At 63.5% G+C, this 13,111-nt stretch carries 11 protein-coding genes; 5 read left to right on the top strand and 6 right to left on the bottom strand.

Going from position 1 to position 13,111, the window contains the following annotated elements:
- Positions 1 to 94: 94 nt before the first annotated feature.
- Entirely contained in the window at positions 95 to 1,294 is a 1,200-nt protein-coding gene (gene prpF, locus H7R73_RS09520) for a 2-methylaconitate cis-trans isomerase PrpF (protein WP_103260325.1), read from the top strand.
- Between the two features lie 104 nt (positions 1,295 to 1,398).
- Here the strand turns inward: prpF and H7R73_RS09515 are convergent, their stop codons facing one another.
- From H7R73_RS09515 to H7R73_RS09505, 3 genes are all read right to left on the bottom strand, one after another.
- Positions 1,399 to 1,659, bottom strand: coding sequence for a DUF6719 family protein (locus tag H7R73_RS09515; protein ID WP_103260326.1), 261 nt, complete (start codon positions 1,657 to 1,659; stop codon positions 1,399 to 1,401).
- Positions 1,660 to 1,795: 136 nt separating this feature from the next.
- Positions 1,796 to 2,842, bottom strand: a complete 1,047-nt coding sequence (locus H7R73_RS09510) for an alpha/beta hydrolase (RefSeq protein WP_041214982.1) — start codon at positions 2,840 to 2,842, stop codon at positions 1,796 to 1,798.
- Positions 2,843 to 2,939: 97 nt separating this feature from the next.
- Complete coding sequence (locus H7R73_RS09505) at positions 2,940 to 5,096, bottom strand: TonB-dependent siderophore receptor (RefSeq protein WP_103260327.1); 2,157 nt, start codon at positions 5,094 to 5,096, stop codon at positions 2,940 to 2,942.
- Positions 5,097 to 5,226: 130 nt separating this feature from the next.
- On the opposite strand from H7R73_RS09505, the gene H7R73_RS09500 reads away from it, so the two are divergent.
- From H7R73_RS09500 to H7R73_RS09485, 4 genes are all read left to right on the top strand, one after another.
- Positions 5,227 to 6,165: a helix-turn-helix transcriptional regulator gene (locus H7R73_RS09500; protein WP_232092762.1), complete on the top strand. Its 939-nt coding sequence runs from the start codon at positions 5,227 to 5,229 to the stop codon at positions 6,163 to 6,165.
- Positions 6,166 to 6,328: 163 nt separating this feature from the next.
- Positions 6,329 to 6,985, top strand: coding sequence for a Bax inhibitor-1/YccA family protein (locus tag H7R73_RS09495; RefSeq protein ID WP_010675134.1), 657 nt, complete (start codon positions 6,329 to 6,331; stop codon positions 6,983 to 6,985).
- Between the two features lie 264 nt (positions 6,986 to 7,249).
- Positions 7,250 to 9,391 carry a YccS family putative transporter gene (gene yccS, locus H7R73_RS09490; RefSeq protein WP_103260328.1) on the top strand — a complete coding sequence of 714 codons (2,142 nt, stop codon included), beginning with the start codon at positions 7,250 to 7,252 and terminating at the stop codon, positions 9,389 to 9,391.
- A gap of 122 nt (positions 9,392 to 9,513) precedes the next feature.
- Positions 9,514 to 9,858 carry a TusE/DsrC/DsvC family sulfur relay protein gene (locus H7R73_RS09485; RefSeq protein ID WP_029314727.1) on the top strand — a complete coding sequence of 115 codons (345 nt, stop codon included), beginning with the start codon at positions 9,514 to 9,516 and terminating at the stop codon, positions 9,856 to 9,858.
- A gap of 113 nt (positions 9,859 to 9,971) precedes the next feature.
- Here the strand turns inward: H7R73_RS09485 and dedD are convergent, their stop codons facing one another.
- The 3 genes from dedD to accD form a co-directional block, all read right to left on the bottom strand.
- Positions 9,972 to 10,775, bottom strand: coding sequence for a cell division protein DedD (gene dedD / locus H7R73_RS09480; RefSeq protein ID WP_029314728.1), 804 nt, complete (start codon positions 10,773 to 10,775; stop codon positions 9,972 to 9,974).
- Between the two features lie 179 nt (positions 10,776 to 10,954).
- Complete coding sequence (folC, locus tag H7R73_RS09475; RefSeq protein ID WP_182951680.1) at positions 10,955 to 12,214, bottom strand: bifunctional tetrahydrofolate synthase/dihydrofolate synthase; 1,260 nt, start codon at positions 12,212 to 12,214, stop codon at positions 10,955 to 10,957.
- 2 nt (positions 12,215 to 12,216) lie between these two features.
- Positions 12,217 to 13,080, bottom strand: a complete 864-nt coding sequence (gene accD, locus H7R73_RS09470) for an acetyl-CoA carboxylase, carboxyltransferase subunit beta (protein WP_010675139.1) — start codon at positions 13,078 to 13,080, stop codon at positions 12,217 to 12,219.
- Positions 13,081 to 13,111 lie beyond the last annotated feature (31 nt).

Raw genomic sequence — 13,111 nt, 5'->3', positions numbered from 1 at the left:
GGTGAGGGAACATGCGTCTCCCTCGCCCGACTCCCCCTTCGGGCACCTTCTCTCCAGCAGAGAAGCTTCTTTCACCCTTTTTTGGACGATTTCTATGGCCCACCAACCACAAGTCAGAATTCCGGCCACCTACCTTCGCGGCGGCACCAGCAAGGGGGTCTTCTTTCGCTTATCTGACCTGCCCGAGCGCTGCCAACAACCGGGCCCGGCACGGGATGCCCTCTTCCTGCGGGTCATCGGCAGCCCCGATCCCTACGGCGCCCACATGGACGGCATGGGGGGGGCCACCTCCTCCACAGCCAAGTGCGTGATCCTCTCCAAAAGCCAGCAACCCGATCACGATGTGGACTACCTCTACGGCCAGGTTGCCATCGACAAGGCATTCGTGGACTGGAGCGGCAACTGCGGCAACCTCTCCACCGGCGCCGGGGCCTTCGCCATCCACGCCGGCCTGGTGGACCCGTCCCGCATCCCGGAGCACGGCACCTGCGAGGTGCGGATCTGGCAGGCCAATATCGGCAAGACCATCCTCGCCCACGTGCCGGTGACGAACGGCCAGGTGCAGGAGACAGGCGATTTCGAGCTGGACGGGGTGACCTTCCCCGCCGCCGAGATCGTGCTGGAGTTTCTCGACCCGTCCGACGAGGGTGAAGACGGCGGCGCCCTCTTCCCCACCGGCAATCTGGTGGACGATCTGGAGGTGCCCGCGTCTGTTGTAGAGAGCGGCGTACTGAAAGCCACCCTGATCAGCGCAGGCATTCCCACGGTGTTCGTCAACGCCGAGGACATCGGTTATGAGGGCACCGAGCTGCGCGAGGCGATCAATACAGATCCGCAAGCGCTCGCCCGTTTCGAGGCGATCCGGGTTGCCGGTGCCCTGCGCATGGGGCTCATCAAGCGCCCCGAAGAGGCGGCCACTCGCCAGCACACCCCGAAAATTGCCTTCGTCGCACCCGCCAAGGATTACCGCACCGCCAGCGGCAAGGAGATTATTGCTGGCGAGATCGATCTGCTGGTGCGGGCCCTCTCCATGGGCAAGCTGCACCACGCCATGATGGGCACCTGCGCCGTGGCCATCGGCACGGCGGCGGCCATTCCCGGCACCCTCGTCAATCTGGCCGCCGGGGGCGGCGAGCGCGAAGCGGTGCGCGTTGGTCACCCCTCCGGCACCCTGAGAGTCGGAGCCCAGGCAGAGCAGGTAGCGGGACAGTGGACGGTCACCAAGGCGGTGATGTCCCGCTCCGCCCGCATCCTGATGGAAGGCTGGGTGCGGGTCCCTGGAGATGCCTTCTAGCCCGCTGCGGCATCACACCGACCAGGCCAGTCAGACGAAAAGAGCCCCAAGGCGACTGCCTCAGGGCTCTTTTTTGGATGTTTCAGGCTGTGAAAATCACATCATCATTGCGGTCTTGCCACGCACTCCACCTTTCTTGGCACATTGTGCTTCGCGTCCCCGCCGATGAGCCGCTTGACCTGCCCGGGTGGGCAGCGACCGTCATCCACATAGGCGGTCTCCCCAAGGGGCAGCCTGCCTGGGGGCGGATCCTGACTCAGAAAGGTGACGGGAATGGGCGCAGGCGCAAACCCACTGCACCCCGACATCAGGAGTACGCCGCACCACAGGGCCAGCATGCCTCCCCTCTTTCCTGCAACCGCCATCGCTCACTCCCTGCCTCTGTCGGGGCACCGACCCGGCGCCCCTCGTTTCGGCAGTCTACCCAGGGATGGCGCCGGACCGACACCCGTCTCCGGCGCCGTTGTGACGATTCCAGACACAGGCAAAAATATCGGCTTTTCACGGCTTCGCCCCGTAGTAGTGGGCCAGCAGGGCATCGGCCTCGTCCACGGGGATCGCCATCTGCGGCCAGCGCGCGGCCTTCTCCCTGATGTCCCGCAGGCTCCCCAGCTCCGGGCGCAGTGCGCTGCCGAGGTGGCGGTTCAGGGCATCAAAGCGGGCGATCACCCCCTGTCGGCTGAAGTGACCGGGCGCCAGATCCAGCCGATAGCCCTGAAACAGCCACTGGAGTCCCTGATAGACGGCGGGGTGGTAGACGCTGTGGTGATCCTCCTCCTCGAAGTAGCGGCTGGTGACGTGCAGATTTGGGCCGGGCGCGGCCACCACCTGCCGGGCAAACTGCTGCAGGCGATCCCGGTGAAACGCCGAGCGCCCGAATCCCGGGGTGAAGAGGTTGTTGGCCACCGCCATAAACAGCGAGGAGGCGTGCCTGAGCGGCCCGGTCAACTCCGACGCGATGCGCTCGTAATTGCGGGGGTAATCGAACCAGAGGCTGGCGTCGATGGCGATCACCCCCTGGAACTGGCCGCCATCTTGCGCCTGGGCATCGAGTGCCAGCAGGCCGCCGAGGGAGTGGCCCACCAGCAGGGCCGGCGCCCGGGTCCGAAACCTCTCCTCGATGAGGGGACGCAGCTCCTCACTCAGATAGCGCAGGAATCGGGGCCCGCCCCCCGTCACGGCATAGCCGGGCCCCGCCGGTGACCCATTGGGCAAGGTCATGGTGTGGCTCGGGGTGTAATCCCGCATCCGGTCGGTGTTGTGGACCGCGACGATGATGAGGGGGGGAATCGCCGGATTGAGCCCGGCCCGCAGGGCCCGGGTGATGCCGACAACCTCCAGCAGACTCTTCTCCCCGTCGAGCAGATAGAGCACGGGGAACCGAGCCCCGGGCTCGCGTTCATATTCCTGGGGCAGAGAGACGCTGTATTGCCGCGTCTCCCCCAGCAGGGCCGAATGGTGGGTGAAGCGCTGGGCGTAGTGGAGCATGTCTGCCTGGGCAGAAGAGAATGTGATCATGGTGAGCAGCAGGATGATGAGTCTTGTCATGGGATGAACCAGAATTGTGTCGCCAACCTTGGGGATCCCCCGTAGGGCGGCGCACAGAGACGGCAGCAGGGCCCGCAGACCCTGCTGTCGTCGGTCGTTACAGCTTGTAGGTGAAGCCTGCCATCAGGTTCGCCGGCTCGCCGTACATGTTGAAGGTGCTGGTGGAGCCGACCCGGTAGAAGTACTCCCGGTCGAGCAGGTTGTAGAGGTTCAGGGTCGCCTGCATCCTGTCGTTGATCTCGTAACGCACCGCCGCATCGAACAGGGCATAGCCCCCCTGATGGGTCTCGACCCCCTTCTGGTTGAAGCCGTAGTCGCTCACCGCCGTCATCCCGGCCCCGAGGTGCAGCCCCTGCACCCAGTCGGCCAGGTGGTAGTCGGTCCAGAGTGAGAGGGCGTGACGGGGGATGGTGTCGAATTTCGGGTTGTGATCCCCGGCCTTCTCCTCTATGTCGGTGAAGGTATAGCCGGCCATCACCATCCAGTTCTGGCTGAGATAGCCGCTCGCCTCCAGCTCCACCCCTTGCGTCTCCACCTTGCCGGTGGCCCAGTAGGTGTTGGTGATGGCAATGCCCTGATCGTCGTAGGCCTGGGCCGCGATGTTGTCGTCCTTCATCAGGAAGAGGGTCGCCCGGGTGTTGAGCAGGCCGTCACGCAGCGAGGACTTGATGCCGGTCTCCCACTGGCTGCCCTCCCGGGGCTTGAGCAGGTTGCCGCTCTCGTCCTGGCTGGTCTGGGGCTTGAACACCTTGGAGTAGCTGGCATACCAGGCGTGTTCGTCGCTCAGGTCATAGACGGCCCCCGCGTAGGGGGTGAGCTTGCCGTTGAACGCACTGGACTCGCCGCTCTGGGCTCCGGAACTCAGGGTCGTGCTGACGGCATCCAGATCGTACCAGGAGACGCGGGCCCCGGTGATCACCGCGAGCGGCTCCAGCAGACGCCAGGTCACCTTGCCGTACAGACCGAGCTCCGACTGCTCCTCATGGTCATTCTTGGTGTAGCTGTAGTCCGGCTTGGCGACCCGGGTCGGGTCGAAATCGAACACATTGATCTTGCCGAGGTTGCGGTTGGTGTAGGTCTGGATGTCCGACTCGTAGCGCTTGTAGTCGGAGCCCAGCACAAACTCGCTCTTGTGCCCCAACAGATCGAACATCTGGCTGTAGTTGGCATCGAAGGCCATGTTCTTCTGCTGGTTCCCCTGGCCGTTGAACATCAGCCCGGTGTTGCCCGCCGCGTCCACGGGGCCGTTGGTGAAGGTCTGCTCCAGCCGCATGTCGTGATCCATGTAGCGGGCCGAGACCTGACCCACCCCGCCGTTGGCAAAGGCGTGTTGCAGCGAGGCCCCCACATCCGTGGTGTCGGCGTCGAAGAAGTCTTCAGCCGACCCCAGGTAGGTGCTGCGGCCGATGTCGAGCAGGGAGCCGTCCTTGTACGCCGGCAGGCCGTTGGTGGGCAGGATGTCCTTGGTCTGGTGCAGGGCGTAGACGGAGAGCCGGGTGCGATCCGAGAGATCGAACTCCAGGGTGCCGTAGTAGGTACCGTTGTCGTTGTTGTTGTAGTCCACCTGGTTCTTGATGTCGGCGTTGGCCACCACGACGCGGCCGCGCAGGGAACCCTCGTCGTTGAGTGCGCCCCCCATGTCCGCCTCCAGGTAATGCCTGTCCCAGCTGCCATAGCGCGCCGTGACCGAGCCCTTGAAGGCGTCGGTCGGACGCTTGAGCACCATGTTGATCACGCCCCCCAGCTCGCTGGTGCTGTTGAAGAGGCCGGAGGGGCCGCGCATGATCTCCACCCGATCCACCGCCGCCAGCGACGGCAGGGTGCCGTACTTGCTCTGCATGGGCGATGGCAGGCCGTTGAGGTTCACCTCGTCGTATTCATAGCCGCGGGAGAAGATGGAGGAGCGACCGCTGTCGTTGACCAGGGTGCGCAGACCCGGCGTGTACTTGGCCAGATCGTCCACCGCCACGAAGTTGCGCTCCTCGATGTAGTCGTTGGTCAACACGGTGATCGACTGGGGGATGTCTTTGAGGGCCGCCGGCGTCTTGGTGCCGACGGTGGCCGAGTCGACCCCATAGCCTCCCATCTCCTCTGACGGCGACATCCCGTAGAGTGGATTGCCATAGACGACCAGGGTTTCGTCCGGCTTGATGTCCGGTGTGTGTGCCCCTGCCGGGGCGGCAACGGTGACGGCCAGAGCGGCAGAGATGGCCAGAGCCAGCGGGCTTCGCGCGTTATCCTTCAAGACAACCATAGTAAGAGTGACCCCAAGATAGAGATGATAATCATTTTCATTTAATTTTCCGGGGGCTAATATATCACTCCATCTTCCGCCGCAGTTTTGCGGTGTGGTCATTTCACTCTTCGACATGGTCAAATTGCACATGACTGACACAGTGGCAAGGGACACCAGCGCACGCCAGCGAGGCCGCTTCACCGGCAGGGTGGAGAACCTGGTGATCCAGGAGGGTCTTCGCTTTCACAACAAGGACATCGTTCACAAGGCAGACTTCGCCACCGAGCGGGAGTTGCCGCCGCAGTTGATCATCGCCATTCCCCTCGAGAGCCGGGCCCTGATGACCTATGGCGCCATTCACAGGCTCAAGGGGTGCCGCTTTCACGAGTCCGACCCCATAGTGGCAACCGCCATCCTCTATACCGAGCCCGACATCGTGCAGGGGGCGGCCAAAGCCCAGGTGCGCAGCCGCAGCATCGTCCTCTCCCTGGACCACACCTGGCTCGCCCACAACCTGGCACAGGCGCATCGCAAGGCTTTCGCACAGACCTTCAGCCGCCATCTGAGCCGCGTCGACTGGCCCCTGCCCGCTGCCCTTGGACAGATTGCGGAAGCGCTCAATCTCACCAGCAGCCAGAACGCCTCCGAGATGCTGATGCGCAAGGCCTTTGCCCTCAGTGTCTGGGAGAGCCTGATGACCCACCTCCAGCAGGCCGCCTCCCCCTGCTGCCAACGCCAGAACGAGCAACCGACGCGCCTCAAGATGCTGCTCAGGGATGAAAAAGTGGACGAGATGACCCTGACCGAGATCGCGGCCACCCTCGGCATGAGCGTCTCCACCTTGCAGCGGGCCGCAAAAAAAGAGCTGGGCATGAGCCTGCAGCGCTACCTTCGCCAGCGAAAGCTGCAAGAAGCGCGGGCCAGGCTGGAGGCGCGCAGCCTCTCTCTGCAAGGGGCCGCCGCCCACGCCGGCTATGACCATGTGGCCAATTTCATCACGGCGTTTAGAAAGCAGTTCGGCTTCTCGCCGACGCGGATCGCCAGACAGGGTAAAGAGCAGGAGCAGGCGCCCTCTGCAACGCCTTGAGCCTCCTTGTTCATGCGCAATACATCTTTGCTCTGGGATAGTAGGCACCACGCAGGTGGGGTGGCGCTTGAAATCAGCGCTCGTCATCCACACATTCAGTGCATACAATGCGTTAACGAAGCACACTTGGTCGCTTCACCCCGGAAATCAAGAGGACATCAAGATGGATACCCGTTCTATCTACACTGGCACCCAGGGTGCCGTGCGCGACACCAACAAGGTGCTGCGCAACACCTACATGCTGCTCTCCCTCACTCTTGGCTTCTCAGCCGTGGTAGCCGGGGTAGCGACCGTCATGAACATGCCGCCCCTGCACTGGGCCGTGTTCCTCATCGGTGTCTACGGCCTGATGTTCCTGACCGAGAAGAACCGTGACAACGGCATGGGGCTGGTGTTCACCTTCGCCCTGACCGGCCTGCTGGGCTATAGCCTCGGCCCCATCATCAACATGTACATGAACAACGGCGGCGGCGAGATCGTGATGACGGCGCTGGGCGGCACTGCGCTCACCTTCTTCGGCCTGTCTGCCTATGCCCTGACCACCAAGCGGGACCTCTCCTTCCTCGGCGGCATGCTGTTCGTCGGGTTCTGGGTACTGCTGGTTGCCATGGTCGCCAACATCTTCCTGCAGATGAGCGCCCTGAGCCTGGCCCTGTCCGCCATGTTCATGCTCTTCTCCTCCGGCGCCATCTTGCTGACCACCCAGCAGATCGTGCGCGGCGGCGAGACCAACTACATCTCTGCCACCGTCACCCTGTATGTCTCCATCTACAACATCTTCCTGAGCCTGCTGAGCCTGCTTGGCGGCAACCGCAACTGATGGATGCTTGATATGCACAAGACCCCGCTTCGGCGGGGTTTTTATTGGCGTCCATTTCTGTCAGGATAAGTTGCAAATCAAGGATATGAAGCGAAGTGGCCCTGATCCAAATCAGGGCCGTTTCGCTGTCGACGGGTTATGCTGTCGCTTTCGTTTCGCTCAAGGGTTGCCTTCATCCCATGCCCATGGACTTCTCAGGTTTATTGCGCCGTCTGCTGACCGACTGCCACATCGATTTCACCTCGTTCAAGGGTGGTGCCTAGCATGCCGATGGATTTCTCCGGCCTGCTGCGCCGGCTGCTGACAGACAGCCACATCTATTTCGCTCTCAAGGTCCTGCTCGCCATCGCGGGGCTGCTCGCCTTCGCGCTGGCTACCGGTGACATCCAGCTCACCGTGCTGCTCTCCCTTGGGGTGGTGGCCGGCGCCATCGCCGAGACCGACGACAGCCTCTGGGGCCGGGTCAAGAACCTCGCCATGACCCTGCTCTGCTTCCTGTTTGCCTCATTGTGCGTACAGTATCTCTTCCCCACCCCCTGGCTCTTTGCCATCGGGCTCGCGGGCTCCACCTTCCTCTTCGTGATGGTGGGTGCCCTCGGCCAACGCTACGCCACCATCAGCTTCGGCTCCCTGCTGATTGCCATCTACACCATGCTGGGGGCCGCCAAGGCGCCGGATCTCTTCTATCAGCCGCTGGCCCTGTGCGCCGGGGCCCTCTGGTACGGCCTGGTGTCCCTGGTCTGGCTCTGGCTGCTGCCCTACAAGACCCTGCACGAGCAACTGGCCCAGAGCTACTTCGCCCTCGCCCGCTACTTGCAGGAGAAATCCCGCTTCTTCCCGGCCGACGAACACGGCGCCCAGGCCATCCGCCACAATCTGGCCCAGCTCAACATCAACCTGGTCAATGCCCTGAACCAGGCCAAGACGGCGCTCAATGCCCGCCTTCATGCCCCCGGCCGCCACGGGGTTGCCCCCGAGCTCGCTGGCCTGCTGCGCCTTTACCTGCTTGCCCTGGAGATCCAGGAGCGGGCCACCTCCAGCCACTACCCTTACAGCAAGCTGGAAGCTGAGCTCAAGCAGGGCATCGTCCTCGACGGCTTCCAGGAGGTGCTGTCACAGCTTGCCGACGCCTGTCAGCAGCTTGGCTACGCCATCCTGGTGCACAAGCCCTACACCCACCACAAACGCATTCACTGGACCCTGGAGGCCCTCGGCGATCAGCTGGAGTTCACCCACCTCAAGCAGCACTACCCCAAGACCCTGCTGACACCGATGAAGTTCCTGCGTCGCAACCTGGCCAGCATCAACCAGTTGCTGCAAAGCGCCGAAGAGCTGCAAAACCCCGCCGCGCCGCCCACCAGCCTGCCTCCCCTGGCACGGCCGGTCGCCCTGCCCTTGCTGGCATTGCTCAGGCAGCACCTGACCCCCAACTCCATGGTGTTTCGCCATGCCCTGCGGCTCTCCCTCGGGCTGGTCGTGGGCTATGGCATTCTGCAGGCGTTTCACCTGGACAAGGGGTACTGGATCCTGCTCACCGTATTGTTCGTCTGCCAGCCGAGCTACAGCGCCACCCGCCGTCGTCTGGTGCAGCGGATGCTCGGCACCTTTGCCGGTATCCTCATCGGCGTGCCCGTGCTCTGGTTCTTCCCCGAGCTGCACCTGCAACTGGGGATCATGGGGCTGGCCGCCTTCCTGTTCTTCACCCAGGTGCGCAGCAACTACAGCGCCGCCGTCTGCTTCATCACCCTCTACGTGCTGATGGCGTTCAACCTGCTGGATGGTATCGGCTTCGCCATCCTCGGACCCCGCTTGCTCGATACCCTGCTCGGCTGCCTGCTCTCCTACGTCCTGGTGGCCTGGCTCTGGCCCGACTGGCAATACAAGCGGTTGCCGACCCTTATCGCCAACTCCCTGTCCGCCAATGCGAAGTACCTCTCGGCGGTACTCGCCAGCCTGCATCGCCAACGGGATGAATCCCTGGACTACCGGGTGGCCCGCAAGTGTGCCCACCTCGCCGACAGCGAGCTGGCCATGGCCTGGCAGAGCATGCTGGTGGAGCCGAGCAAGCGCCGCCGCTTCCTGGATCTCTGCTTTACCCTCACCTGGCGCAACCATGCCCTGCTCTCCTATATCTCGGCGCTCGGGGCCCATCGCGACAAACTCGAGCCCATCGAGGGGCTGGAGGAGATAAGCCGCCACATCAGCCAGACCCTGGAGCAGGCCGCCGATCACCTGGCGGGGCAGATGCCGACGCCACTCACGGGAGCCTGTCCGGCCATCGCTCCGGAGAGCAGCGAGGAGCAGCTGATGCTGAGCCAGCAGCTCTCCCTCATCAGCCAGTTGGCAGACGAGCTGCTGATGCTGGCCAACGACGGCCAGTTGCTGACAGGTCAGGGGCGAACCTAGCCGGACATAGCCGCCGGGCCAGTCCCGCCCGAGGCAGGCGCCAAGCGCCGCCCCGGTTGCCGGACGGGACGCAAGGCGCTACCATGCCCGCCCCATTGAGATAGCCTTTTCGAGGAAGCGTCATGTCCGAGGCACATCATTTGCAGTTCAACGGCCAACTCATCGAGACCGATGCCCAGGGCTATCTGCGCCACAGCGAGCAATGGAGCGAGGCGCTGGCCCTGGTGCTGGCCGAGAAAGAGGGGATAGTGCTGGAGGATCCCCACTGGGAAGTGGTGCGTTTCGTACGGGCCTTCTATCTGGAGTTCAACACCTCCCCCGCCATCCGCGCCCTGGTCAAGGCAATGGAAAAGCAGTATGGCCCGGAGAAGGGCAACAGCCGCTACCTCTACAAGTTGTTCCCGGAAGGCCCCGCCAAGCAGGCCACCAAGATCGCAGGCCTCCCCAAGCCGGTGAAGTGCATCTAGTCCTCCTCGGCAGCCAGATAGCCCGATAGCCACACTGCCTCCCCCGTGTTGGACACAAAAAAAGACCGCGCCCATGTTGCCATGAGGCGCGGTCTTTTCATTTCATCGTCCTGTCAGGGGTTGTAGGCCACCACGGAGCCGCTCAAGCCCGTCATCTGGCTGATCCGGCTCTGCATGCCCTGCAACTTGGCCTTGGAGACATCCGGCCCGATGAAGACCCGGTTGATCTGCCCCTGCACCGGGGTTCTCGGCGACGTCTGGGCCGAGTAGCCCGCCGCCCTCAGCTTGCTCACCAGGGCATTGACGCTGTCTGCATTCTTGAAGGCGCCAAGCTGCAGGATCCAGCTCCCCTGAGCCGGGGCTGCTGCCGGTGCCGTAGTCGGCTGGGCCATCTTGCTCGCGATAAGATCATCCATGGTCTTGATCTGGCCCGCCTGTGGCTTGGCCTCCACCGGTTTTTGCACCTCTACCGGCTTGGTTGGCACCGGCTTGGGTTTGGGCTGCTCCACCGGTTTCTTGGCGATCACTTCCGGCTTGGGCTCGGGTTTGGGCTGGGGCTTGGGTTGCGCCACGGCCTGTACCGGCTGCTGCTGGGTGATGGGAGCCTGACTGGCTCCCGCTGGATTGGCTCCCCCCTGATTGGCCAGGGTCACGGTATCGCCAATCTCCTCTACCTGCCACTGGGTCGCGGCAGAGGCCTGCTGCTGACTCGCCAGATGCTCGGCCGGCAGGGTGCTCGCCGCCGAGACCTGAAGCGCAGGCTTGGCGGGCTCCAGCTCCGGACGCAGGGGTATCTTGGCGAAGGCCTCGTCCTTCTGCTCCAGCTTGTTGCCGTCCATCAGGTCCGGCAGAAAGATGACCACCAGGGCGACCAGGATGACGGTCCCCACCAATCTGTTTTGAAACTTCGAAGCCAAGTTAATTTCCACCCATGTTACTTAGGATCCATTGCAATCTTGCACACTTCGCAAAGAACGCCTCCCCTCACGCCGGCTGGCGAAGCCGGGTCCCTCGCCACCCACTTGGTCTGAAAGGGGATTATCCAGTGCAAAACCCGGCCCGTCGTCACGTTGACGGAGCCAGGGGAGCGAACGGCTCAGACCGCGCCCAGAGCCAGCACGTCGGCGACAGTGTAAAACGAGCCGAACACAATGACCATATCGTCAGGACTCGATGCGGCCAAGGCGGCGCCGTAGGCATCCCCCACGCTGGCAAAGGTGAGCGCCGCGCCCCGGCCGCTGCCAAGGGCCGTCGCCAACTGGTCGGCCGTGGCCGCGCGCGGGCCGTGGAGGCTTGCCAGGAACCACTCGTCAATCAGACCGTCAAGCTCGGCCAGCGACCCCGCCATGTCCTTGTCCTTGAGCATGCCAACCACGGCGCGGCGCTTGCCCTTGCCGGGGCGCTGACGCAGCTGGCTGGCGAGATAGGCCGCAGAGTGGGGATTGTGGGCCACGTCGACGATGACCAGCGGCGAGGTTTGCAACTGCTGCATCCGGCCAGCCAGGCGGGCATTGGCCAGGCCGTCGCGGATGGCGGACTCCGCCAATGGCAGACCGAGGGACTCCAGGGCCGCCAGCACGGTGACCGCATTCATCAGCGGCAGGGCCGGTTTGGGCAATCCCGACCAGTGGTGCAGGCCGTGATAATCCCAGTCGCCTTCATGCTCGTCACCACGAAAATCGATGCCGACCTGACGCAGGCAGGCGCCAAGGCGCGCCGCTTCGCTTGCGATGGTCGACGGCGGATTGGGCTCCCCGCTGATGGCGGGTTTATCTTTGCGATAGACGCCGGCTTTCTCCACCGCCACCGCCTCCCGGGTATCCCCGAGCCAGTCGCAGTGATCCAGGGCAATGGAGGTGATCAGGGCGACGTCCGATTCCACCACATTGGTGGCATCGAGCCGCCCCCCCAACCCCACTTCCAGCAAGAGCACATCGGGCGCGGCGCGGCGAAACAGCCACAGACCTGCCAGGGTGGCGAACTCGAAGAAGGTGAGGGCGATGTCGCCCCGGGCGGCTTCCACCTCGGCAAAGGCCGCGCAGTGATCGCCATCGGCCAGCTCCTGGCCATTGACGCGCACCCGCTCGGTAAAGCGCAGCAGGTGGGGGGAGGAGTAGACACCGACCCGGTAGCCGGCGGCCATCAGGATGCTGGCCGCCATGGCGCAGGAGGAGCCCTTGCCGTTGGTGCCCGCCACCGTGATCACCTTGAACGGCAGTTCGGTGAGGCCCATGCGGCGGGCAACCGTGCCGACCCGCTCCAGCCCCATGTCGATGTTGGCCGGGTGGATCTGCTCCAAATAAGAAAGCCAGTCGACCAGCGACCGGCTTTGGGATTGTTGCATGTGTGAACTCATCTTCAGTCTTCGATGACCTGAGTGTTCATCAGCTTGGCCAGCAGACCGGCCAGACGGTTGCGCATTTCGCGCCTGTCGATGATGAGATCGATGGCACCCTTCTCCAGCAGGAACTCGGAGCGCTGGAAGCCTTCCGGCAGTTTCTCGCGCACGGTCTGCTCGATGACGCGGGGGCCGGCAAAGCCGATCAGCGCCTTGGGTTCGCCTACGTTGATGTCACCCAGCATGGCCAGACTCGCTGAGACGCCACCCATGGTGGGGTCGGTCAGCACGGAGATGAAGGGCAGGCCCGCCTTGGTGAGGCGATCTAGGGCCGCACTGGTCTTGGCCATCTGCATCAGGGAGAACAGGGCTTCCTGCATCCGCGCACCACCGGAGGTGGAGAAGCAGACCAGGCCGCGGCCCTCCTTGATGCTCTCCTCGACGGCGCGCACGAAGCGGGCACCGACCACGGAGGACATGGAGCCCCCGATGAAGGAGAACTCGAATGAACAGGCGACGACCGGTACCCCCTTGAGGGTCCCCTTCATCACCACCAGCGCATCCTTCTCGCCCGTCTCTTTCTGGGCGGCAGACAAACGATCCTTGTAGCGCTTGGAATCCTTGAATTTCAGGATGTCTTGCGGCTCCAGCTCGGCCGCGACTTCGCTGCGTCCCTCGGCGTCGAGGAAGCTCTCGAGACGGGCACGTGCGCTGATGCGCATATGATGGTCACACTTGGGGCACACTTCGAGATTGCGCTCCAGCTCTGCCCGGTAGAGCACCTGTTCGCAAGCAGTACACTTGGTCCACACCCCTTCCGGAATGTTGTGACGACGCGGTGTGGTGATCTTGCTCTTGGGAAGGATCTTCTCAAGCCAGCTCATGGAATTCCTTAATGCATTTGTGCCTGACAAA

It is taken from the genome of Aeromonas sp. WP2-W18-CRE-05 (assembly GCF_014168615.1).
Lineage (GTDB): Bacteria > Pseudomonadota > Gammaproteobacteria > Enterobacterales > Aeromonadaceae > Aeromonas > Aeromonas caviae.
The sequence above is the reverse complement of the archived record's forward strand: the minus strand, read 5'-3'. Positions and strand labels throughout refer to the sequence as shown.